This window comes from Sediminibacterium sp. C3, assembly GCF_000508085.1.
Classification (GTDB): domain Bacteria; phylum Bacteroidota; class Bacteroidia; order Chitinophagales; family Chitinophagaceae; genus Sediminibacterium.
Genome location: NZ_KI669560.1, coordinates 2385187 through 2409521, shown reverse-complemented (window position 1 = coordinate 2409521; position 24335 = coordinate 2385187). Strand labels below are relative to the sequence as shown.

Sequence of the window (24335 nt, the reverse complement as noted above, 5' to 3'; positions counted from 1 at the left end):
TTATTCAATAATTCTGTCCTGGTTAGAAATTTTAGTCATGCCGTTGTTCTGCAGAATTTCCTTGGTCAGGTTCAGGTAATTCACTGCACCCTTGCTTTCTGCATCGTATAAAATCACGGGCTTACCAACGCTGGGAGCCTCGCTCAAACGGGTATTTCTATGGATGATGGTTGCAAAAACCATATCATCAAAATGGCGTCGTACTTCACTCACTACCTGGTTACACAAACGCAAGCGTCCATCGTACATGGTCATTAAAATCCCTTCTATCTGTAAGGCAGGATTCAAACGATTCTGTACAATTTTAATGGTGTTCAATAATTTACCCAATCCTTCCAACGCAAAGAATTCGCACTGAACCGGTACAATTACACTGTCAGAAGCTACCAATGAGTTCACGGTAATCAATCCAAGAGAAGGAGAGCAGTCGATAATGATAAAATCGTACCGATCGCGAACCGCATCCAGAATATTCTTCATCACATTTTCCCGGTTGGGGTAATTGATCATTTCCAGTTCTGCTCCCACCAAATCAATATGAGAGGGAATCAAGTCTAAATTGGGAATATCACTTTTTAAAATCACTTCATTGGCAGTAACACTGTTTACCATGCAGTCGTATAGGCTGTTGGTAATATTGTGCAGGTCGAAACCCACCCCGGTTGTACTGTTGGCCTGAGGATCCGCATCCACCAACAGGGTCTTGTATTCCAGAACAGCCAGACTGGCTGCTACGTTAATTGCAGTGGTGGTTTTACCTACTCCGCCTTTTTGATTGGCCACGCCAATAATTCTTGCCATAATTGCTATTCCTTTTCTCGGTTGTCAAAAATACGGCATCGGATACAGCTCTCAAACAATATTATCCGATCGCTGTTATGGAGGGTACTTATCTTTACCTATTATATTAAAATATGCGCAGTACAGGGACATTGTTTTTTATAGCAGCCATCATGGTTTTGCTTGATTTTTATGTGTATCAGGCGGTGAAAACCGTTACCCAGCCGCTTTCGGAAAGGGCCCGGATGTATATCCACTTTGGTTTCTGGCTGGTTTCTGTGCTTACCATATTTTCCCTGTTGGCATTTCCTTTTGTGCCAGCTTTGCAACAGTCCAAAATTTTCCGAAACTATGTTTTTGCCGTATTGGCGGGCTTATTCATTGCCAAATTAATTGCCACAACCATTTTTCTGGTGGATGATGTCCGCCGTGGGAGCTGGTGGGCGCTTGTTAATATTTACAAAAAAACCGGGGGCCAGTCATTAGGGGACGGGGGCATGGTTTCCCGTTCTGTTTTTCTTAGCTGGATTGGGCTGGGGCTGGGATCTACTTTATTTGGTACCATGCTCTGGGGCTTTAAAAACAAGTATAATTATCAGGTTAAAAAAATAAAATTGTCTTTTCCGAATTTGCCGGCGGCTTTTGAGGGATTAAAACTGGTTCAAATCAGTGACGTCCACAGTGGCAGTTTGCAGGACGTGAAAGAAGTGAATAAAGGGATTGATCTGATTCTGGCTCAGAACCCTGACTTGATTTTTTTCACGGGTGATCTGGTGAACGACCGCGCTACAGAAATGGAGCCCCTGAAAAACAGCTTTGCACGCTTAAAGGCACCGTTGGGTGTTTATAGTTCATTGGGCAATCATGACTATGGAGATTATGTACAATGGCCATCGGCAGCTGAAAAGCAAGCCAATTTGCAGGCTTTGATGCAGACACATAAAGACATGGGATGGCAATTGCTCATGAATGAAAACAAAGTACTGGAGAGAAACGGAGAGAAAATTGCCGTACTGGGCATTGAAAACTGGGGAGCCAAGGGGCGTTTTCCTAAATATGGTAAGATGGAAGAGGCGGTGAAAGGAACCGAAGATATTCCTTTTAAACTCTTACTCAGCCACGATCCCAGCCATTGGGATGCACAGGTAAAAAAAGAATATCCCGATATTGATATCATGTTTTCAGGCCATACGCATGGAATGCAATTTGGACTGGAGAATCCCTATTTTAAATGGAGTCCGGTAAAATGGATGTACAAACAATGGGCAGGCTTATACGAAGACGGGGCTCAGAAATTATATGTGAACCGTGGTTTCGGATTCATCGGATATCCGGGAAGGGTGGGGATTATGCCTGAGATAACAGTGATAGAATTCAGCCGCGCATAAGACTTGCTGTGTTGCGAATATTTAAATTTACCGTTTCGAAATTTTGTTTAGAGAAATGGCTCGTTGCATACTGCATTTAAAGCGGTTGATTCCCTTTTCTCTTAGTTGCTGGTGCTTGGTATTGCGGCCATTCATGCGTTTACGCCACATTCTGAAACTGGAGGCTTTACTATTTTGACGCATGAATTCAATTACTTCTTTTTCGGATAGTCCAAACTGAAATTCAATGGCTTCAAAGGGGGTTCGGTCTTCCCATGCCATTTCTATAATGCGGTCTTTGTCTTTTTCCGTTAATGTAATCATGCTTTTTTAACATTTCAAGTGTAACATTGGTTCAGGTTTATTCGTCTATGGCATATAAATTGTCTTGATTCACTTAAACAAAATGTATGCGTAAGATTTTATTTATTGCTTTATTGGTATTTGCAGGAACCTATGCAAACGCTCAAAAAGGTTTCAGATTAGGAGTAAAAGCAGGTGCCAACCTGAATAAAATAGATGGTCAGTCTTTTGATCAGGGATTTAATTTCTCCTATCATGCCGGAGCTTTCGCAGAAATTGATTTTGCAAAGCGATGGGGTATACAACCCGAAGTAATCTGGAGTCAGACAGCTACCAAGCCAGCCACGAATCTGGATGCCATCTACACTACTTTGCCTACCAATGTTAAACTGGATTATCTGATGGTGCCAATATTGTTGCGATACAGCCCAATTGGCTTGCTGAGTTTTGTAGCAGGTCCACAGTTCGGAGTACTCATTAACAAGAATGAAAACCTATTAAGCAACGGACAGCAGGCATTTAAATCCGGTGATTTCTCCATGGTCTTGGGAGCACAGGTAAATTTAAAAGTATTGCGCATTTATGGCCGATACAATATTGGCTTACAGAATATCAATGATTTCACCGACCAGCAAAAATGGAATACCCAACAAGTTCAGTTGGGTCTTGGATTAAAATTTTAATAGCCCCCGATATTTAAACCCCCAGGTGTTTTTTGAGAGAACTGATTTCTTTTTTAAAGGATTTCAGTTCTCCTATTTGTTCTTTAATAAAGCTATTGTCTTCCAGCTTACCCACCACTTCATTCATTTCAGCAAAACTTTCATAGACCATTTTACGGAATGGATTGCTATAGTCTTTGGCTCTGGAATCATGAATACCTTTGGTCATCCATTCCATGGTAGATACCGCACTGTTCAGTAAATAATTGATCTGGTGTTTGTCTAACTGATGCAGAGATAGCTCTGTTATTTCACTGAGAGTGGCAAGTCCATGAAGACATTTTTGCTCTTCGTACAATTCCCCTTTAGCTGCATATTGGGCGTGCAGGTCGTCCCAGCCTTTAATTTTACCAGTAGTTATTTTTTTACGTAATTCAGTCAGGTCGGCAGTAGGCATCAATTGTCCTCCCAGGTTCACCCAAGGGGTTCTGCTTAATTTTTTGGGGATGCGTTTGGTGAATGCTTCAATGGAGTCCGGCGGATTTTTGCCAATAAGACTCAGTAAAGATTTAACGCCATAATATAACAATACGTCTTCAAATATTTTATAAGCCTGACGCACTTTAACCAATACGGTCTTGCGTTTGCTGTTTTCGATGTCACTGGCCGTAATTTCCAGTGTGTCCACCAGTTTGTTATTACTCTTTAAAAGGAGTTTACCCACAGCCATTGCTTCTGCCGTATCATGATCCGATTTTTTCTCTGATCGCAGATAGGCTTTTCCGGTGTAGAGTTCCAGTTTTTCCAGAGCAGTAAAAATTTCATTGACACTGTCAGGAGCCAGATAATCGTACTCCAGTTTCTGTGTTTTGTCGTGACGTTTGTCGCGTTGTTCATATTTGCCAGCGTTACGCGCCAGTGCATACATATTATACAAGAACCAATACGCAGGCATAATGGTAAGGTGGTCGTTCTTGGTATCGTTGCTAATTAAGCAAAATGGGATGGGCACATTCAATTCAGCAGGGTAGTCGCCCTTACTAATCATAGTGAAAGAAGCAAAAATAGAATTGTGCTTTAGGCTAACACAAAGACCTGGCCAGAACCCACGTCCCATAATGATTTCACCATCAGCACTTCTGCTGTTGTGGTTGGAACCAATGGTGGCACCTGCTGCAATATTGCTTTGACCCATTACGAGAGCCGCACAAAGAAAGGAGTTGTTATGGTGTTGTTCGTGTGCAGGAAATATTAATGAATTCAATACTTCGCAACAGGAAATGGTAGCGTTTTGCCCCAGATAGGAGTTGATGAGACGGGCACCATATTTTAATTGTGAATGATCTGCCATGATAAAACGAACGGCTTTTACTCCATAGAAAATACGACAACCATAGCCAATATTTCCATTCACCATTTCACAACCTTCGCCAATCTGTGTACGCCCTTCAGGACCAGAATTCACCGTAAGATTTTTGAGTTTATTGGCTCCTTTAAAATAGGCATCGGATCCCACCCAAACGTCTTTAATAATATTACAATTCTTAATAACCGTTCTGTCGCCCACTTTACCGTAATAGCCACGCTTATTGTTGAATTTCTTTTCCGTAAACTCTATGAATTTTTGTTGTAATGCTTTATCGTCTCTGAATCTGCTCCACAAGAAAGCATCGCCAGGTAACATTCCATCAAAGGGCAATACTTTTCTACCCGTATTCTCATTGCAGATTTCCAGCCAGATGCGCACTTCTTCGGATTCTCCGTCTTTCACAATGCCGTTACCAAACTTGGAGTGATTGGTCGTAACCAGTTCATTGACGTTGGTAATAATGGCTTCGCTGCCAATAATATAATGAGAGAGATAGTTGACGTTGTTGATGACAACATTGTCCCCAAAGTCGCAACTGATAATGGTGGAATTGTATAAACCCACCGGTGTTTTTAGATCGCTGAATCCTAGGTAATAGGGTTCAAGCTTTCCAATCCTTACCAGTCCATGGAATTTACAGTTTTTTACGAGGTCTGGATTAAACGCATCCGATACCAGAATATGGTTCCAGTTATCAGTGGTATTGCCATTGCGCACCAATTGCTCAATTTCATAAGCAGTAAGGGTTCGGTAATGAATGCCGTTTCTCATCTGCATATTGCGCAGATAATATTCATCCTTACCCTTTGGTATATGATGGTCTTTTATAAATCCGTAACCTAAAGCATCAAGGGGGGTCTTGGTGATATTATTTTGCGCCATATTTTTTATTCAACAGTTACACTCTTCGCTAAGTTTCTTGGCTTGTCTACATCTAATCCTTTGTAAAGACCTACATAGTAGCTCAACAATTGCAAAGGAACCACACTCAATAGGGGTGCTATAGCTTCGTCTGCATCAGGAACAAACATTACATCGTCGGCCATGCCAGGAATTACTTCGTCGCCCACCGTGGCCACTGCAAGTACCTTTCCTTTACGTGCTTTAATTTCCTGTACGTTCGAAACAATTTTCTCGTAGTAAGAATCTTTGGTCGCTACAAATACAACGGGAAGATTTTCATCTACCAGTGCAATAGGGCCATGTTTCATTTCAGCAGCAGGGTAGCCTTCTGCGTGTATGTAAGAAATCTCTTTTAGCTTTAAAGCACCTTCCAATGCAACGGGGAAATTGTATCCTCTTCCTAAGAACAAGAAGTCAGAAGCATCTTTGTATTTCTCGGCGATGCGCTGAATATTGCTAGTGTCGGCAAGAATCTCTTTGATCTTTTCAGGAATGGTTTCTAAGTCATGCATCAACTGTGCATAGCGATCTTTAGATAAAGTTCCTTTTGCGTAACCAATCTTCAACGCCATCATCATTAGCACGGCCAATTGTCCGGTAAAGGCTTTCGTACTGGCTACACCAATTTCAGGACCACTATGCGTGTAAGCACCTGCATGGCTTAAACGTGCAATAGAACTACCTACCGCGTTTACTACTCCAAAAATGAAAGCGCCTTTTTCCTTTGCACTTTCCAATGCCACCAAGGTATCTGCGGTTTCACCACTTTGAGAAATAGCGATGATTACATCTCCTTTGTGAATCACTGGGTTTCTGTATCGGAATTCAGATGCATATTCTACTTCTACCGGTATGCGGCAGAACTCTTCAATCAAATATTCAGCAATCAAACCTGCGTGCCAGCTGGTTCCGCAGGCTACAATCATAATACGGTTGGCATTAATAAATGCCTCCATATTATTTTCAATTCCACCCATCATGATTTGTAAACTCTGCGGCAATAATCTACCTCTCAAACAATCGTGAATAGTGCTAGGTTGCTCGTGAATTTCTTTCAGCATGAAATGATCATAACCGCCTTTTTCAATAGCGGCCAATTCCATATCCAGCTTGGTAATAAAAGGCGTTTGCTTTTCATTGCCTAGGTTCTTCAGAATCAATTCGTCTGGCTTCACAATGGCAATCTCGTAATCGTTTACGTACACCACTTCTTTGGTGTATTCAATAATCGGCGAAGCATCGCTCGCTAAAAAATGTTCACCCTTGCCAATACCAATTACCAATGGACTTCCTTTACGGGCAGCTATAATGGTCTCAGGTTCATCTTTAGAAATCAATAAAATACAATAGGCACCTACCACACGTTTTAGCGCAATACGAAGGGCTTCTTCCAATGAACAGTTGTTATTGATTTTAATGTCTTCAATAAAATTCAACAAAACTTCCGTGTCGGTATCGCTTTTAAAATGGTATCCTTTCGATTCCAATTCTTTTTTAATCTGTGTGTAGTTTTCAATGATTCCATTGTGAATCATTGCGAGTTCACCGCTTTGCGATTGGTGCGGGTGCGCATTACGGTCGCTGGGTTCACCATGGGTAGCCCAGCGGGTATGTCCAATGCCGATATTTGCGTGAATATCCTGGCCAATGGCCGCTTCTTCTAATTCAGCTACTTTTCCTTTTTTCTTATAAACTTTTATTTTCTTATCGTTCAGCAGCGCAACGCCTGAACTATCGTAACCGCGGTATTCCAATCTTTTCAGCCCTTTTAACACAATAGGATAGGCCTCTCTTGGCCCAGTGTAACCAACAATTCCACACATAATAAATGACTATTTGGTCACAAGTTTAATTATATTTAATGAATAATTAATTGTTTTGCAAGAACTTGCGGGTATGCTCGAATTTGTTTTTAAAGCTTGCTGTTTTTTGCGGGATTAAATTAGAAGTTATGAAATTGAATCAAATACAAGGTATAGGTTGGTCTAAGATTTTAATGGTAATGGGGTTGGTTGTTTTCGGTTGGATTTCAACTGTTGCGCAATCGACCACCGTGTGGATTGTTCGGCACGGAGAAAAAGACACGGCCATGGCTACCAGGGCCAATCCGGATTTAAATGCGGAGGGTAAACAAAGGGCTATTGATCTGGCAACTTATTTGCAAAAAGAAAATATAGCACAGATCCTAAGTACCGATACCAAACGTACGGTGCAGACCGCTGCTCATATAAAAGCGCCTCTTGAAATATATAATCCAAGAAGCATTCAAATGGTAGTAGAGAAAATTAAATCTACCTGGAAGGGGAAAACCATTTTACTGGTAGGGCATTCTAATACCGTTCTGGAAACCATTGATGCAATGGGAGGTAACCGACCAGTTCCGCTTTTGAATGATGAAGATTATGATTATATTTTTAAAGTCGTAATTGATGATGCCGGAAAAGCCACTGCAACGGCTTATCAATTTGGAAAGCCGCATAGGGGAGGCACTTCTGCAATGAAGTAAGTTCTACTCGTTATGCGATAGGGCTTGCCATATTTTAGTAGTAATTTTGTGTTATGAAAAGATTTGTTTTAGGTATTGTTATCATGATGGTTTGCATGAGTTTCATGCAGGAAGATAATTTTTATGTTATTTACATGAAGGGGAATGCCCTTAATACCGTTTCCAACAGGGGAGTGAGACTGGGAGATGCTTTAAAGCCTACTGATAAAATTCTTTTGCAGGACGCCAATTCTAAATTGGTTTTAATTCATGCTCAAAAAGGCAGGATGGAAATAACTCCAAAGTCTGCAGGAAAAGATTTGACTGTTAAAGATCAGGTTGCATCTATTCAGAGTAAGTACAAAATTGTTTCGCGCCCTATTAATTATGAAGGGTATAATCCCCGAACCTATTTTCATTCTCCTGAAACCAATCAACGGGTACTATTGGTGATGGGAGTTCCTCTGAAAATTATTCCTTTTTACAAGTTGGATGCTCAGAATTTTTTCTATTTAACCTGGGAAGATAAAGGTCAGCAGATAGTGCGCAAAATTCCTGCATCTGACAGAGGCATTTATTTTAACTCATCTGTAGTGGGTGACGGTAGTCAGTTTGTTGCCGGACAGAGAGTAAAGTTCTGTTACCAGCATTATGAGTATGGTATGTTGAAAAACGATGTACTGGCAGAATTTGTTCCGGTAATTGCTCCTTTAACAGAAATCAACAGACAGATTTATTTAATTAAAAAGTTCAGCGGTCAGAAAGAACCTCGTGTAATCAATGCCTTGATTACTGCGCACCTGAACGACAACTACGGTAAAGTTGGAAGTGAATACCTACACAGCATTCGCTAGCGGTGCCAGTGAATATTTACGGCATTGTGCTTTCCTTGCAATACATATTTAGCAAAGGTTTTTCCCGGGGGGATTGGAAGGGATGTTCTTTCTTTTGAACAAGCTACTTCCTGTAATAGTTCATATTGGTCTTTACCACCTTTGGCAAAATCATTGGTGTAGCTTACCCATACTTTTATTTTGCTTTTTGGTTCATAAGATTTCCAATGTAAGGTTACGCTATCTGCAGTTGCATTTAATGTAGGGTTTGAAACTGATACCGGCCCCATAATCGGAACCCCATCCAACTCAAATAAGTGGTCTAAAGGGATATTGATTTGCTGAAACCTGGCCATAGTGGGAAGCAGGTCAACAATGGCTGGGGTGTTTTCTTTATAATAGGTATTGGTATTTCTTTTATTGGAAATTAACCAGGTGGTTCTTTCTGCATCGGATTGACCACCGTGATTCTTTCCTGTTGCAGCATCTCTGCCATGATCGGTGGTTAAAATGAATAACCAATCTTCTCTGAATTTTTTTTCTCTGAATTTAATGGCGTCAAATATATTTCCCATCTGCTCATCCAGTTGCAGAACGGCTTTGTCCATTTCGTTGCTGAATCCATATCTGTGCCCCATATCGTCTGTGTGTTGCAGGTATATCCAGGAAAGATCCGGACCTTCAGTGCGTATGGTGCTGTCTGCTTTGGCAATCACGTGCTGGTCTATCAGATAGGTATAATGCGCCTGTTTGTCGTGAGGAAACTGCAAAGTATCCAATTCATATCCATCAAAAGCAAAGTCCATTTTTAAGCGACCTGTTGCTTCCAGTCCTTCCCCTATTAATTTAGTGCGATTGTCTTGCCAGGTAGAAAAAATGGCGGTGGTTTTCTGTGGGTATTGCTCTTTTAAAAACCGGAAAATCGTGTAGTAGGAATAGTTCGGGTTTTTAATTTGGTTGTCCACCACATTATGTTTATTGGCCCAGGTGCCCGTAATCAGATTGTTGTACCCTGGCGCAGAAATAGTGGGTGTTTGGTTATAGGCGTTTTTAATCCCCCCGACAAAAGCCCTTTTATACAAACCTTTGGATACGATTCTGTGAAAGTTGGGTGCTAATGACTTTTCTATCAATGCTGCCGGGATTCCATCTGCAATAACAAAGACAATTTTCGGTTTTTTTTGCTGTGCCATCGCCGTTTGCAGGGTAATAGACAAGAAAAGATATGAGAGGAAGTATTTTGTCATGGCAGCGAATATAGTTGTCGGGTAATTCTGGTACAAACCAGTTTGTAATTTAGCCATACATGATGAAAATATTACTTGTTTTAGCCGATAATTTAATATTGGTGATTAATATAATTTATCTTTGTAGTGTAGAAATAGTTATTCCTTTGTACCCATTTGGGTTGGTTTGGTTAGTGCGTTCTGGCACCCAATTCGTACTTCAGCATTAACTTACTGTATCCGTTTATTAAACCCTTATATATGTTAAGCAAAGCTTCTCTTTCTCTTTTTGTAATGGTGCTTTTAGGACTTGCCGCTTGTAAAAAAGTAGCGGATACCGATCCTAATAATCCACCCACCAATCCTGCCAATAAAATTGCGCCGGATGGGTTTAATTTTATCACTACCAAAGATGTAATAGTTACCATTACTGCATTAACCAATCGAAACAAAGCCATACCCGGCGTTCCTGTTTCTATTTACAGTTTAAACAAAGGAGTAAGAGGGCAGTTGATTTTTAAAGGAGTAACCAATGCGCAGGGAGTGCTTGATGCCAAGACCAATATGTCTGCCTATATGGATACGGTTGTAGTGGATGCCAATTATCTGGGATTGATTCAGAATGTATTGGTAACTACTACTAATAATACACTGAACTGCACTATCGGTGGCTCTAATGGCTTCTCCGGTAATATAGTTGGTGTATTGCAATCCAACGCCGGGCCTGCCAATGCGGCGAATATAATCCGCTCTGCTGCCAGTTCTAATGGGGGAATGATTAGCATGGATATCAATGGGGTCAAAACAAAAACCAAGTTTTCTTATCTCGGAACCTATAATAGCAATGGCAGACCCAATTACCTGGAAACGCCTGGAGATGAAATTGGAATTGAGATGTTAAATACCATCAATGCTTCATTGCCTGAACAGAAAAAAGTTCCTGAACTACATCCGGAATATATTGCCAGTGATGCTACTACCAATATCAATGTAATAGAAGATGCAGAAGTGTGGATCACATTTGTACATGAAGGAGCTGGTTTTAGAAATGCATTGGGTTTTTACACCTATGATACCAAAACCCCACCTACTTCTTTAGCGGACATCAATGAAATCAACTTCATTTATCCCAATGCCAGTTTAAAAGGCAGTAGTGGTGAAATGGTTTCCGGCGATAAAGTGAAATTGGGAACTTTCAAAGCAGGCACAACCATTGGTTTGGTATTGTTTCAAAATGCATGGAATGGCAAAGACGTAAGTGTTGGTGCAACCGCACTTTTCTCTGATGCTAATCTAAATCCGGAAGCGGATAAAAATTTACGAAAACACAATGTGTTTTTGCAATACAAGAATACTTTTTTAATTGGGTTTGAAGACATAAAAAGAGATAGTAAAGATTGCGATCAGGATTTTAATGATTTAATTATTTATGCAACCTCTAATCCAATTACCGCCATTGATACCAAGGGAGTTCAGGAAGCGGAAAAAACATTGGATGCAGATGGAGATGGTGTGCTTGACGAGTTGGATCAGTTTCCCAACGATCCGGCTAAAGCTTTTGTAAGCTATTATCCTTCTGAAACTAACTGGGGTACACTTGCTTTTGAAGATTTGTTTCCATTTGCAGGCGACTATGATATGAACGATATGGTGATAGGCTACCGTTATACCATGGTGTCGAATGCACAAAATAATGTGGTTGAAATGACAGCTGATTATAAGCCACTGGCCAATGGGGCATCATATCAGAATGCTTTTGGAGTGCAGTTTTCCTTTGCGCCAAGTTTAATTAAATCGGTAAGCGGACAAAATGTTGCAACTGGCCTGGCTAAATTCAGTGCCAATGGTACAGAAGCGGGTCAATCCAGGGCAGTTATTATACCCATCGACAATATGTATGCGGTATTAAAATATCCGAATGGTGCAGTTTTCGTGAATACCCGTGTTGATATGGATAAGACAACCGGAACACCTGTTTCTGTTTTAATTCAGTTTAATAGTCCTGTTTCTCCTGCAACTCTAAATATTGCGAACAGCAATCCATTCCTGATTAGCAACCAAAGAAGAGGTTATGAAGTCCACTTGCCAGGATTTGCCCCTACTGATTTGGCAGATACGAAACTGTTTGGTACTGGGAATGATGACTCCAAGCCAGGTTCCAGCCGATATTATGTTTCTAAAGACAATTATCCCTGGGCGTTGAATTTTGCGGAGACCCTGGCCTATCCTATTGAAGGAGCGGCCTTTAGTGAGGCATACCTTCGTTTCTTAGATTGGGCTAAAAGTGGCGGAACCAGCAATAAAGATTGGTATTCTAATTCCGGCCCTGGATTTAGAACAGTTGATAAGATTTACAATAAATAAGTATAAAAGCAAATACGTTGAAAAAGCTGCAGGAATGCAGCTTTTTTTATTGAACAAAGCCGCTTCAATGTTGTTTCCTATATTGTTGTTTGGGTGTACCTTTGCAACCCTGTTAAAACCGTTAAAAACACAATATAGATATGGAAAATAACCCAATGAATGCAGGTGCTGAAGCCAAGTGTCCTTTTACAGGCGCTACTGCTAAAGCCGTACAATCAGCTGGTGGTGGTACCAGAAACCGTGACTGGTGGCCCAATCAATTAAAATTGAATATTCTTCGTCAGAATTCAAAGCTTTCCAATCCAATGGATGAGTCTTTCAATTATGCAGAAGAATTCAAAAGCCTGGACCTTGCTGCCGTTAAAAAAGATTTGACGGATTTGATGACGAATTCTCAGGACTGGTGGCCTGCAGACTATGGTCATTACGGACCTTTCTTTATCCGTATGGCATGGCATAGTGCCGGTACCTATAGAACTGCAGATGGTAGAGGTGGTGCTTGTTCTGGTACACAGCGTTTTGCTCCCTTGAATAGCTGGCCTGATAACACCAACCTGGATAAAGCCCGTTTGTTGTTGTTGCCAATCAAACAAAAATATGGTCGCAAATTATCTTGGGCTGATTTGATGATTTTAGCCGGTAACGTAGCATTGGAATCTATGGGCTTTAAAACCTATGGATTTGCAGGTGGACGTGCAGATGTTTGGGAACCTGAAGAAGATATTTACTGGGGTTCTGAGCGTGAGTGGTTGGGTGACAAGCGTTACACCGGCGACCGCGAATTAGAGAATCCTTTGGCTGCTGTACAGATGGGTTTGATTTATGTAAACCCTGAAGGACCTAACGGTAATCCTGATCCATTGGCTTCTGCGCGCGATATCCGTGAAACCTTTGCCCGTATGGCCATGAATGATGAAGAAACCGTTGCTTTAATTGCAGGTGGACACACATTCGGAAAAACACACGGGGCTGGTGATCCTGGTAAATATGTAGGACCTGAGCCTGCTGCTGCCGGATTAGAAGAACAAAGTTTGGGATGGAAGAATACTTTCGGAACCGGTAATGGTGAATACACCATCACCAGTGGTTTAGAAGGTGCATGGACTACTACGCCAACTAAGTGGAGCAATAACTATTTCTGGAACTTATTCGGATACGAGTGGGAATTAACCAAGAGCCCTGCCGGTGCTCATCAGTGGATTCCAAAACATGGAATGGGTGCGGATTCTGTGCCTGATGCACACAATCCAAACAAGCGCCATGTGCCTGTAATGCTAACTTCTGACTTAGCATTAAGAGTTGATCCTGCTTACGAAAAAATTTCCCGTAAGTTTCATGAGAACCCTGACTTGTTTGCAGATGCATTTGCTAGAGCATGGTTCAAGTTAACGCATCGTGATATGGGACCTAAGGCTTTGTATTTAGGATCTGAAGTACCTGCTGAAGAATTGATCTGGCAAGATCCTATTCCTGCAGCTACTTACCAACAAATTGATGCAGCAGATATTACTGCATTAAAAGCAGATATTTTAGCAACCGGATTAACTGTTTCTGAATTGGTTTACACTGCCTGGTCTTCTGCGGCTACTTTCCGTGGATCAGACAAGCGTGGTGGTGCCAACGGTGGCCGCATCCGTTTAACTCCTCAGAAATACTGGGAGTCTAATCAACCCGCACAATTAAGCAAAGTGTTGGATGCATTGGAAGGTGTTCAAAAAGCCTTTAATGCTAAAGCTGGTGACAAGCAGGTTTCCATGGCTGACCTGATTGTATTGGGTGGTTGCGCGGCTATTGAAAAAGCTGCGAAAGATGGCGGATACAATGTGTCTGTTCCATTTACGCCTGGTAGAACCGATGCTTCTCAGGAACAAACTGATGTTGAATCCTTCTCTGTTCTTGAACCCATTGCTGATGGTTTCAGAAACTATGCAAAAGGAAAATACACAGTTTCTGCTGAAGAATTGTTGATTGACAAAGCACAATTGCTAACCCTGACTGCACCAGAAATGACTGCATTGGTAGGTGGTTTGCGTGTGTTGGATGCCAACTACAACAATACCAAGCATGGTGTATTCACTGATAAACCTGGTGTATTGAGCAATGATTTCTTTGTGAACCTGTTAGACCTTGGTCATGCCTGGGCTCCAACCAACGATCATAAAGATACATTTGAAGCACGCGATCGCAAGACTGGTGCTGTTAAGTGGACAGGTACCCGTGTTGATTTGGTATTTGGTTCTAACTCTGAACTACGTGCTATTGCTGAAGTTTACAGCTGTGCAGATGGTAAAGAGAAGTTTGTAAAAGACTTTGTTGCTGCATGGGACAAAGTGATGAACCTTGACCGTTTTGACATCAAGAAGTAAATTTTAGTTGTGTTACTATAAAGGCCCCGGGATTTCCCGGGGCTTTTTTGTTAGGGAATGCTTGTTATATTTGAGTAAGAACATCATTGCATTTATGAAATCCAGAACCCTGATTTATTTTTTCAGTTTTTCCTTGCTAATGACCAGTTGTGCCAGATCGGTTTTTAAAGAGAAGTGGTTAAAAGAAGAAGCACCTGCTTCTTATGTAGCAAGATTTGAAACCACCAAGGGTGTGTTTGATGTAGAAGTGTACAGAGAATGGTCTCCATTGGCTGCAGACCGTTTTTATCAGACGGTTAAGCATCGCTTTTATAACAATACATTGTTCTATCGAGTAGTACCCAATTTTGTGGTACAGTGGGGCAATACAGACACAGCAGTTTTTAAAAAATGGGCAGCCCATAAATTGCCTGACGAACCTGTAATGCAAAGCAATTTAAAAGGCTATATGAGTTATGCCAGAAGTGGAAAGGAAACCAGGGGGAGTACGATGGTTTATTAATCTGGTTGATAACAAAAGGCTGGATACTATAGTAGCTGGAGGTGTTAAAGGCTATCCGCCCATTGGCAAAGTAATCAGAGGGATGCAGGTGGTAGATTCCCTTTATTCAGGTTATGGGGGAGCAACGATGTCGAAATACGATACCCTCCAGAAATATCCGGAACTGTTTCTAAAGCAGTTTCCAAAGTTGGATAGAATTAATAAGGCGTATTTAATTAAATAACTATGACTGAGTCAGAAATCATCAGCTTGCTGCCGCCTTTTCTGCGGAATTCTGTAACCTACTCAGTTATCATAACTGATTTAGAAGGCAAGTATATTTACGTTAATGATTTATTCAAGGAAAGGTTTGCCTTTTTAGGCGTTGATTTTATTGGTAAACCTGTGGAGATTGCTATTCATCCCGGTGATTTGGAAGACTGTAGTGCTATTGTTCAAAAATGTTTTCAGTATCCTGATCAGGCATTCCCCATTGAAATAAGGAAGCCCAGCAACAACGAAAATGAATTTCACTGGACCCATTGGGAATTTTCTATGTTTAAGGATGCTGCCGGAAATCCTGCAGGGATTCTTTGCTTAGGACATGATATTACAGCAGGTAAAAGAAGTGCTGCGCAAATTGTGGATCAGAACGAAAGATTAAAACAAATAACCTGGCAACAATCACATGAACTGAGAAGGCATGTGGTTAATATCATGGGTTTGTACAATATCATTAAGTTCGATGCTCATCTTTCCGAAGAAGAAAAAACGGAGCACTTAGAAACCCTTTTAAAAGAGACCAAAGAACTCGACCTCACGATTCATTCAATTGTTGCCAGTAGTATTGGGTAGTCGCATTATTCCTTTAATTCATTGATATTTTTAGTATAACCAGAACCATTGCATATTGCACAGCTATTAGTTCTGGTTTCTGGTGCAAATGACTTTGTATAAGTCATTTTGTCAAGTACTTGATGGGTTAAGATGGTGAAATCTCCAACTACTTTTTCTGTACGGTAGAAAAACTCTGTTACTTGCTCTGGTTTTCGCTGATAAGTGTATGTGTTACTTCCCCTGCCATTGCAAAATTTGCAAGTTTGTTCAAAGTCAGATATTTGATATTTTGAAATTGTAGCTTGTTGGTCGGAGAAGTATTTTTTATTCTTTAAATGAATGACTCCATTGCTTTTCAGTATTACTGGGCTAGCGAATCCATTAAGTACTATTATATCGCCAACAACTATATCTGATTTTTTTTACTACACCATTTACAATGGTTCTTTGTCTTTTGATATCTGCTTCGTTTTTTCCATCTATTACAAAGTTTTCGGTAACTATTCCATTGATTTTAAACCCCTTTTCCTGCCTTTTTAAAGAATAAGTCCAGTTTTTCTCATTGTAAGTATAAGTTATTTTAGTGTAGGGGCCTGAATAAATATTTTTGAAGTCATTGGTAAATTCTGTCTTCCCATTTTTATCATCTATTCCTCCCCAAATAACTGTAGGTTCAATTCCGGGAGCAAAACTGGCTCCATAAATTAGTTTGCCATTTACGAATAATCCCCCTTTAGCGAATCTTTCTCTGTAGTAAGTTTTGCTTTCATAATAAAGACCATACCCATTAGGTAAATAATTATCAATCATTCCCTCATAAATATCTCCTGATCCATTAAAAATTTTACCAAAACCATATGGCTTTCCTTCTTCATCACATTCCCCAACATAATAAGCTCCATTTGCTAATTCAACTCTTTTGATATTGCTTGATTCGGTTGCCATTTCTATTTTGGCAATCTCAATACCCCCTATGTACAATGCCCTATAAGGTTTTGTAGGAATTGCTTTGCCAGCATAGCCATCCAAGTCTTCATGAGGTTTCTTTTCACGAGTTATATTTTCATCAAGTAAAAAACTTCCGGTTGTCGGAACAGTATAGTTTTTTATTACCCAACCAGAGAATAAGTATTCTATTAAGTCATTTCCACTAAAGCTGCCCTCGCCACTTGCTCTTTTTTCTGTAACTGTACATTCTTTACAAATGTCGTTTTCAAATTTTCCTTTAAATATTTTACCCCTTGTTAGTATGAATTTACCTGAGCTATCTTTTTGTGAGCCAAAAAGACCAAACTTAATTTTTGTGCCATTGCCATTTAGCGCGCCATTTAAAAATTCCCCTTCTCTGATTCGTATGGGAACTCTATTTCTTGAATCAAATTCAATTAAATAACCATATCCATTTAACACACCTTCTTTATAATCTCCATTTTCAAACCATTCGTAAATGTTTTCATTTGGAGTTAATGTCAGTTTCTTTTTATATTCTTCCTGAAATGTAATCAGCTGATTTGTATTCAAATAGCTCAAGTTAAAGCGATAACCTTTGCCGTTTAGCTTTCCACCTTTAAATTCTCCTGCTTCATAATAATAATAAATGGGAGCGCCTAAGAGGCCCTTTCTTAACGGTTTTTGATCAAATCTAAGTGGGTCTTTTTGAGTAGTAATTATCTTCTTAAGACCAACCCCATTTCTACAATTTCCAACTAAGCAATCTTCTTTATCCTGAGCTAATGCAGGAATGCAAATGCTCAGGAGGATTAAGAATTTATATATAGTTTTCATCTATACTTTTTTGAAGCTATTTCTTTTCAGTTGGTGGTGGAGGTGGAGCTGGTGCATTTGAATTGGAAATATCTCTGAATACTTTCCATGCTCCATTTACTTTTTTCCAAAGCACAATGAATTTTTCCTGGCCTACTACCTGATCTTTTACATAAATAGTAACGCCTCCCTCTTCTGCCAATAAATCTTCGTTGCCCCAAACTTCACCAGTCTTTAATTCAATTTTGGTTACGCCTGAATTGATTATGCCCCCGAATACAGATTGAATGGCTGCTTTGCCTTCTGCAGCCGGCATTCCTGTAAACATGAGTTTGGCATCGTCTGTGTACATATTAGCAACACCTGCAGAATCGCCTTTGGCTATTGCGTCCATGGTTTGCTGGTTGGCTGCTTCAATTTCTATTTTGGCTTTGGCTAGATCAAATGCGGGTTTGGCGGTTTCTGTGTTTTCGCTTTTACAGCTGAAGAACAGCGTTGAGGCCAACAGGCTTGTCGTTAGCAATAAGAAGATTTTTTTCATTGTTGTTAGGTTTAGATATAAAAGTTAATCATAATTCTAAACAAAATGATAAAAAATCGGCATGTATTTACTTCATTAGCATCAATGCCGCCATGGTCTCTATACCCTCAAAGAAATTCTTCAACCGGATATTCTCGTTTTCCGCATGTTGGTTGTTGTCGTGATTGGCAATGGGTACTGTAATGGTTCTGGCTTTCAGGATTTGCTCAAATAAATACAAGGTGAGGCTTCCACCCATAGTGGGCTGTAAAACTACCTGATCCGTTGTTGTTGTTTTAACGGCCTTAATTACTTTTTGTGCAATGGGTAAGTCCATTGGTGTGCGCTGGGCATTCATGCCATTATTGTCTGCCTGCACTTTAATCAGTTTGGCAAATTGTTTACGCTCTGCTTCGGTGGGTTCTTTATCGGTTACATGAAAGCCCTGTGCTTTAATATGATTAATTACTTTTTGTTGTTGTCTTTTCCAATCATTGCCCAACACCAATCTCAGGTCCAGAACTGCAGTGGCAAAAGTGGGGATTTGGTTGGAAGCGAGCTTTCCTACATTACCGCTCTGAATCCCATTGATGTTCAGTGATGGCAGGTTGATGGATTCGCCTAACGACAGACCCTGCATTTCGGGCGCGTTAAATCCCAACTCTGCTTTCATTTGCTCGTCTACATGTGTGTCTCCTCTTACCCCAAATACAATTTGTTTCTTGCCACTCTGGTGCACGGGGCCATCGCAGATGACCCATAAATGCGGTAATCGGGTAAGAAGCTTTTATTGTCTGATGGAAAGGGAATGTGCTCTCCGTTCTTATCTATTGCATTGGTATAAAGCTTTGGCTGAAAGGGTTGTAGCCCTTTGGCCCATTGCGCAGGGTTCACGGGTTGTCCATCGTAATGTGCATAGAAAATCAAAGTCTGCGTTGCACCCGGCGTGTTCACTTCGCCATATACCACGGGTGGCGTGTTGGGGGTATTTGCTTCCAGTAGTTGCACTTTTTGTATGCCTCTTTGCTCCATCATGCGCATAATGAACTCCGTATTGCTTTTGAGTCCAGCGGCATCATTGGCTGTATTGGGTATGGAGAGAAAGTCTACATACTCTTTCATGATGGCTGCTGTATTCTCTTCCCTGTATTTACGGATGGAGATTATTTCAGGGGTTTGAGAAAAACTACTTGTTGACATCGCTAATGCGAGGAGGGTGAGGGGTTGTTTTCTTTTCATGGATTAAGTCGTTTATAAAGCGTTTTGTTCTTGTCACCAGTCTTTAGAATTTTCTTTTCTGCTACTGCTTTATTTAAATCCCTGCTTGCCGTTGCCGTTGAAATAGACTTGAAGTATTGTAAATAGTCTTTTCTTGAAAATTCCTGAACATCTGTTGACAGAAAGATATGCATTCTATCATCACTGGTCAAAGGCCCGGTTCTTTCTTTTAGTAATTCATCCAATGCATGGTTAATGCTGGTTAGCATGAATTCTATGAACAGGGTAGACTCACCTTGCTTATCACTATTTGCCAAAGCTTTGTAATAGGCTTTTTGGTTTTTACTAATGATGGTTTCAAATGGCAGGAAATCAAATACCGGAAAGGCTTTTAATAATAAAAGGGTTTGCCAGAGTCGGCCCATTCTGCCATTTCCATCCGTGAAAGGATGAATGAATTCCATCTCATAATGAAAAACACAGCTTTTAATGAGGACATGATCTTCGCTATTCTTTAGATAAAGAAAAAGATTTTTCATCAGGAAGGGTACGTTTTTAGCAGGTGGCGCAAGATGTGCCACCTGATTTCCCTTTACAATACCTACACCAGATTTTCTGTATTGACCAGGGTGGGGAACCAATCCCTGCATCAGTGTTTTATGTGCTGATAAAAATGATTTTTCTGAATTGGGTTTTAGGGACTCCATTCTGTTGTATACCTCTATTGCATTATTGACCTCTTTGATGTCTTTAACTGGCCCAAGTACTCTCTTGTTTTCAATGATAGCGGTAACCTGTTCAATGGAAAGCGTATTACCTTCAATGGCTAATGACGCCTGTATGGTTCGGATTCTGTTTTTCTTTCTTAATTCAGGTGCTTGTTTAACCAGCATAGAGCCATTAACTTCCCCCATTTGTTGAGAGATGTCTGCTATGAGCTGAATAATTTTGGCATTAATGGAATAAGGCGGCTGCATTTGATAGTATCATTTGATACTATCAAATATACGTTTTCTAAATAATCTCTGCCCAGAGAATTGCATGGAAAGCAGGTTTTCTCTTTTGGGTATATTCTGCGTTGTTGTAAATCAGATCAATTTTTTTTGAATCACTATCGTAATTCACCAGCCACGGTGATACCAGTGTATCTGCCAGGGCAAGGGTTAGGTGGATTAAAACTGTCGGGTCTTCTGTCGGTACTATTTTTTCAAGATGGATGGCGTAGGAGTCAGCAAACTTGTGATAGGGCTCTATCAATTGCATGCTGGTGCCATTGCCCAATGTTTCTATGATTTCATTGGCCAACGCTTCGGCGGATTCAATGTTTTGTTGATTCTGTGTAATGATGGTGAAGAGTAAGGGCATATAGCTTATTTCAGAAATCCATCAAACCAGGGCTTCACGTGAATCAGCGAATAAATATAAGTAGCTCTGTGGTCTGCTTTCGGCCCTGCGGAAATAGCTTTGGTATTGCTCCCTCCGCCCAAAACCTGATGCGTGCCTTCGGCCAAACGTGCAATGTAAACGGGAATTACTTCATCGCTTTCTCCGTAATAGTTGGTTAATGGAGTGCGGCATCTCCATCTGTATGCCTGCATTTCTTCCAGTCTGGTCCAGAATGCATCATTGGCCATGGTGTCGGATGCTTTAAATTCATCCGTAAGCATTTCGTAGGCTTTTGATTTGGTTTTTGAAAAATAGGTTTTCCAATCAATTTTATATTCATAAAAATCCTTGGCTACCTGATAGTATTCTGGTTTGATGGCTCTTGCTGCCAGGCCTGGAAATTCATATTGGTCTTTGGCAAAGATGAAGTTGGTAGCACATCCGGGCAACCATATTGCATCGGTAGGCTGGTAATTGTTCAACCATCTGTTCACTGTAACGGCTGCATCCAATGGTGCACTGGCTGTTCCAGCTGCAGTAACAGGAATATTCAATTCCTCCAGTTTTCTTAAGAAGGTCATATTGGTCCAGCCACCTTGTGACCAGCCGTGTACAAACAATGGCCCTTGTTTTATTTTATTGGCAGTTAATACCTGCTTTGCTGCAAATAACATATCTACGCAAGCCTGTTCACTGCTCTCTTTTACCAGGTAAGAATTTGGCTCAGTTGAAATACCTAATCCAAAATAGTCAGCTCCGGTAACAATGTATCCCTGAGAAGCAAATACGGCAACCATGAGCTTGGTTTCCATAGACTCATCAATAAAAGAGGGAACTTCTGTTTTACCAAATACAGTACCATGCTGATAGGATACAATCGGCATGGAGTCTTTTCCATTTTCCGGAATGGCTACCAGGCCGGAAGCCACGGTGGGCTTGTTGCCTTTCTCTGGTATTACTGAGTTGTATTTAACCCTGTATAATTTTACCGGGTATTTGGGTGCGGTGAATTTTCCTTTGAAATTTTCGAACGGCATAGAAGAACCATTCAGAAACTCACTTAACTCCGCGTTCAGTATTTTATTTAGTTTGGCTACGTCGTATGTGGTAATGTATTGGTAATGCACACTGCTGCCTGCATCCTGGTATTTGCCGGATGTTTGTGCATTTAATGAAATGGTTAGTACCATTAATAACAGGTACTGTGTAATGAACTTTTTCATTGTTGTTTATTTAGTATTGATAGCAGAATGCTCTCTTTATTTCTTGTATGGCACCCCAGCTTTTGATGAGTCCATTGTAAACGGTGGCTCGTTCAAAGCTGATGAGAATGAAAGGGTATTTTTGTTTGGCTGCTTCTCTTTTTAAATTTTCAGCAACTTTAATATTACCAGAGTAAGCAGTATGGAGGTTGAGGAAACGAGTGCGTGCACTTATTTCGCCTTTTCTTTTCAGGCCGGCACTTTGTTCCTTGTCTTCAAGTATAATTACTTTCTCCCAGTCTTCTTCTCCGTTAATGGTTACTTTGTCAGTTAAGGTTTGTACTCTACCGGATCCAAAATGAATTTTCTCAATGGCGTAATGGCTGATTTCGTGTTCCGACTTTTCATTTTTGTATTTGAACGTTACCATAAAGTGGTTCACATTCACTACTTCTCCAATTACTTTGCTGCCATTGTGCATGATGAGCGTGTCCTCCATGGCATAAGCTTCCTGAGTAAAGAACAGGAGGAACAGACTGGCAATTAAAATTTTGTACTTGTGCATATTAATCTTCGCTTTCCTTGCTAAAGAAGAAGAAGGTAATTCCGATTGCTACTAATATAGCACTAAGCCCTAGTAACATTCTAACATCCAGGTGATCCAGATCGAGGGTGATGATTTTATTGGAAATAGCAATGGCGGCTATTTTTAAGATGGATTTGATTGGGATGTTCTCGTGATTGAGCAGAAGGGTGATTGACTTGAAAAGTTCGTGACCCACTAACATTACCAGTAATAAGCTAAAGAGCAAGTGTAAGTCGTCTACTTTAATCAACAGGTAAAAAGGATCGGCAGATGCCATTGACTGGAAGAAAATCATGATAATATGACCTGTTCCCAGGAACATAGCCATTACCAAAAGCAGTAATAATACCAGGATGATGTAATTGGAAAAGTGCTTTAACGACTTGACTAGTTTTTCTTGCATGGTTAGAGTTAGTTAAGTTTTTTTAAGGTGGCAAGATATCCTTTTTTTAGGTAAAAAAGGGTGAATGGTTAAGGGGGATTTTAGGGGGGTGATTAAAGCGCTCTTGCTATTTTTCTGGCTGCGGGACGTTTTTTTACTGTTCTTATTTTGATAAGGGGAGTTGTTTTTAATGCATAAGGTTTATTCAATGCTTCCTGACTGATTTTGAATTTTTCGGATAGAATTCGAATAGTTTCTTTGGATAGTCCTTTTTTATATTTCAGCATATCTGATACCAGACCTTCACTCACATTTAGCAATGTTGCGAGATCAACAGCTTTCATATTATGCTCCTGCATTAGGTACTTTATCAACTCAATAGGATCAAGGTCGTCAAATGTGTTGTGTAGATTGTCATAAGTCTCAATCAGTAATTCGAGCAATTCTATTTCATCCTGAATTGCTTTGGTTTTTTGTTGCTATCTACCAATGCTTCAAGAATATTACAATACTTATAGTACTGTGCATCGGTTTTAATCAGCGTATAGGGAAGAGTTGGCATTGTCAAAAAATTAAAAGTCGTTTACTGTATATTGGTTACCTCTTTTACAAAGTTTTGTGTATTCAGCATGTGTTCCAATCCACTTTATTGATAAATGAATTTTAGTTACTCCAAATTGATACTTACAAATAATCCTATAATTATTACCCCCTAAATCAAAAACAACCCTATTAGTCCCACCCCCTAATAAATCAGCTGATGTAAATGTCTCACATATGTCTCCTGGTTCATTCCAATCAGCGATTTTAATAGCATAAAGCCATTGCCTGAATGAATTTCTGGATATTACGCTCAAAGTTTACCACCATTACGGTCCAAAGTTTACCACCCGTAGGGAGTTGTTGATGGTGGTATAAAACTAGTTTAATTTTTTTGAACGTAAGGATTCGCCTTTTAGTTCTATTTTATGAGCATTAGCTGTCAATCTGTCGCAGATAGCATCAGCGAGTGTTGGTTCATTAATATATTCATACCATTTTTTTACAGGTAGTTGCGAGGTAATTATAGTGGATCCTTTTGCAAATCGATCTTCTAATATTTGCAACAAGGATAAACGCATATCAGGGCTTAATGGTTGCAGTCCAAAGTCATCAATGATGAGTAATGGTGTTTTGGCAATCATGTTGAGCCATCTTACATAAGTACCATCTATTCTTGCTGCGGCTAATGCTTCTATCATTCTGTTCATTGAGTAATAGATTGTTCTAAATCCAAGATTACATGCATTTCTACCCATTGC

General features: G+C 40.3%; 26 protein-coding genes. 9 read left to right on the top strand and 17 right to left on the bottom strand.

Annotation, left to right across the window (positions count from 1 at the left end):
* Positions 1-801 carry a ParA family protein gene (locus F777_RS0111170; protein ID WP_026752113.1) on the bottom strand — a complete coding sequence of 267 codons (801 nt, stop codon included), beginning with the start codon at positions 799-801 and terminating at the stop codon, positions 1-3.
* 113 nt (positions 802-914) lie between these two features.
* Between F777_RS0111170 and F777_RS0111165 the strand changes: the two genes are divergently transcribed.
* Positions 915-2168 carry a metallophosphoesterase gene (locus tag F777_RS0111165; RefSeq protein ID WP_026752112.1) on the top strand — a complete coding sequence of 418 codons (1254 nt, stop codon included), beginning with the start codon at positions 915-917 and terminating at the stop codon, positions 2166-2168.
* A gap of 27 nt (positions 2169-2195) precedes the next feature.
* Here F777_RS0111165 and F777_RS0111160 read toward each other — a convergent pair whose 3' ends face one another.
* Positions 2196-2471, bottom strand: a complete 276-nt coding sequence (locus tag F777_RS0111160; protein WP_026752111.1) for a TIGR03643 family protein — start codon at positions 2469-2471, stop codon at positions 2196-2198.
* An 86-nt stretch (positions 2472-2557) separates the two neighbouring features.
* Here F777_RS0111160 and F777_RS0111155 point away from each other — a divergent pair, with 86 nt between their 5' ends.
* Entirely contained in the window at positions 2558-3133 is a 576-nt protein-coding gene (locus F777_RS0111155) for a porin family protein (protein WP_026752110.1), read from the top strand.
* Between the two features lie 13 nt (positions 3134-3146).
* Here F777_RS0111155 and F777_RS0111150 read toward each other — a convergent pair whose 3' ends face one another.
* Positions 3147-5363: a DUF4954 family protein gene (locus tag F777_RS0111150; RefSeq protein ID WP_037369399.1), complete on the bottom strand. Its 2217-nt coding sequence runs from the start codon at positions 5361-5363 to the stop codon at positions 3147-3149.
* A gap of 5 nt (positions 5364-5368) precedes the next feature.
* Positions 5369-7207, bottom strand: a complete 1839-nt coding sequence (gene glmS, locus F777_RS0111145; protein ID WP_026752108.1) for a glutamine--fructose-6-phosphate transaminase (isomerizing) — start codon at positions 7205-7207, stop codon at positions 5369-5371.
* 128 nt (positions 7208-7335) lie between these two features.
* Here glmS and F777_RS16575 point away from each other — a divergent pair, with 128 nt between their 5' ends.
* Together F777_RS16575 and F777_RS0111135 are read left to right on the top strand one after the other, a co-directional pair.
* Positions 7336-7890, top strand: coding sequence for a SixA phosphatase family protein (locus F777_RS16575; protein ID WP_152530906.1), 555 nt, complete (start codon positions 7336-7338; stop codon positions 7888-7890).
* A 53-nt stretch (positions 7891-7943) separates the two neighbouring features.
* Positions 7944-8723 carry a hypothetical protein gene (locus tag F777_RS0111135; RefSeq protein WP_026752107.1) on the top strand — a complete coding sequence of 260 codons (780 nt, stop codon included), beginning with the start codon at positions 7944-7946 and terminating at the stop codon, positions 8721-8723.
* Here F777_RS0111135 and F777_RS0111130 read toward each other — a convergent pair.
* On the bottom strand, positions 8720-10006 hold the full coding sequence (locus F777_RS0111130) for an alkaline phosphatase family protein (protein ID WP_235785943.1): 1287 nt from the start codon (positions 10004-10006) through the stop codon (positions 8720-8722). The two genes, F777_RS0111135 and F777_RS0111130, sit on opposite strands and share 4 nt — an antisense overlap.
* A gap of 183 nt (positions 10007-10189) precedes the next feature.
* Here F777_RS0111130 and F777_RS0111125 point away from each other — a divergent pair, with 183 nt between their 5' ends.
* From F777_RS0111125 to F777_RS0111105, 5 genes are all read left to right on the top strand, one after another.
* A complete protein-coding gene (locus tag F777_RS0111125; protein WP_026752105.1) occupies positions 10190-12292 on the top strand; it encodes an LruC domain-containing protein in 2103 nt (700 codons plus the stop codon).
* Between the two features lie 140 nt (positions 12293-12432).
* Positions 12433-14658, top strand: a complete 2226-nt coding sequence (katG, locus tag F777_RS0111115; protein WP_026752104.1) for a catalase/peroxidase HPI — start codon at positions 12433-12435, stop codon at positions 14656-14658.
* A 94-nt stretch (positions 14659-14752) separates the two neighbouring features.
* The gene (locus F777_RS17815; protein ID WP_051408577.1) at positions 14753-15160 is read left to right on the top strand and encodes a peptidylprolyl isomerase; all 408 of its coding nucleotides are present in this window, start codon (positions 14753-14755) and stop codon (positions 15158-15160) included.
* Complete coding sequence (locus tag F777_RS17810) at positions 15114-15383, top strand: peptidylprolyl isomerase (protein WP_051408576.1); 270 nt, start codon at positions 15114-15116, stop codon at positions 15381-15383. The genes F777_RS17815 and F777_RS17810 overlap by 47 nt, the downstream gene beginning before the upstream one ends.
* 2 nt (positions 15384-15385) lie before the next feature.
* Positions 15386-15994: a PAS domain-containing protein gene (locus F777_RS0111105; RefSeq protein ID WP_026752103.1), complete on the top strand. Its 609-nt coding sequence runs from the start codon at positions 15386-15388 to the stop codon at positions 15992-15994.
* 363 nt (positions 15995-16357) lie between these two features.
* Here F777_RS0111105 and F777_RS0111100 read toward each other — a convergent pair whose 3' ends face one another.
* From F777_RS0111100 to F777_RS0111050, 12 genes are all read right to left on the bottom strand, one after another.
* Positions 16358-17761: an MORN repeat-containing protein gene (locus tag F777_RS0111100; RefSeq protein WP_026752102.1), complete on the bottom strand. Its 1404-nt coding sequence runs from the start codon at positions 17759-17761 to the stop codon at positions 16358-16360.
* Positions 17762-17777: 16 nt separating this feature from the next.
* Positions 17778-18281, bottom strand: coding sequence for a YybH family protein (locus F777_RS0111095; RefSeq protein ID WP_026752101.1), 504 nt, complete (start codon positions 18279-18281; stop codon positions 17778-17780).
* Between the two features lie 67 nt (positions 18282-18348).
* Entirely contained in the window at positions 18349-18999 is a 651-nt protein-coding gene (locus F777_RS18230; RefSeq protein ID WP_201767606.1) for a peptidase dimerization domain-containing protein, read from the bottom strand.
* Complete coding sequence (locus tag F777_RS18225; RefSeq protein WP_051408574.1) at positions 18960-19499, bottom strand: zinc-binding metallopeptidase family protein; 540 nt, start codon at positions 19497-19499, stop codon at positions 18960-18962. Before F777_RS18225 ends, F777_RS18230 begins: the two co-directional genes overlap by 40 nt.
* Positions 19496-20455, bottom strand: a complete 960-nt coding sequence (locus tag F777_RS0111085) for a Fic family protein (protein WP_026752100.1) — start codon at positions 20453-20455, stop codon at positions 19496-19498. Before F777_RS0111085 ends, F777_RS18225 begins: the two co-directional genes overlap by 4 nt.
* A 37-nt stretch (positions 20456-20492) precedes the next feature.
* Positions 20493-20843 (bottom strand): hypothetical protein, encoded by a 351-nt coding sequence (locus F777_RS0111080; protein ID WP_026752099.1) that lies wholly within the window; start codon positions 20841-20843, stop codon positions 20493-20495.
* Positions 20844-20848: 5 nt separating this feature from the next.
* A complete protein-coding gene (locus tag F777_RS0111075) occupies positions 20849-22087 on the bottom strand; it encodes an alpha/beta hydrolase family protein (protein WP_026752098.1) in 1239 nt (412 codons plus the stop codon).
* 10 nt (positions 22088-22097) lie between these two features.
* On the bottom strand, positions 22098-22631 hold the full coding sequence (locus F777_RS16560) for a hypothetical protein (protein ID WP_051408573.1): 534 nt from the start codon (positions 22629-22631) through the stop codon (positions 22098-22100).
* 1 nt (position 22632) lies between these two features.
* A complete protein-coding gene (locus tag F777_RS0111065; protein ID WP_026752097.1) occupies positions 22633-23055 on the bottom strand; it encodes a phosphate-starvation-inducible PsiE family protein in 423 nt (140 codons plus the stop codon).
* Between the two features lie 92 nt (positions 23056-23147).
* Entirely contained in the window at positions 23148-23393 is a 246-nt protein-coding gene (locus F777_RS17365) for a hypothetical protein (protein ID WP_051408572.1), read from the bottom strand.
* Between the two features lie 213 nt (positions 23394-23606).
* Positions 23607-23891, bottom strand: coding sequence for a type II toxin-antitoxin system HigB family toxin (locus F777_RS18620; protein ID WP_051408571.1), 285 nt, complete (start codon positions 23889-23891; stop codon positions 23607-23609).
* 63 nt (positions 23892-23954) lie between these two features.
* The coding region (locus tag F777_RS0111050) for an ATP-binding protein (RefSeq protein ID WP_026752096.1) at positions 23955-24335 on the bottom strand (381 nt) is incomplete at its 5' end.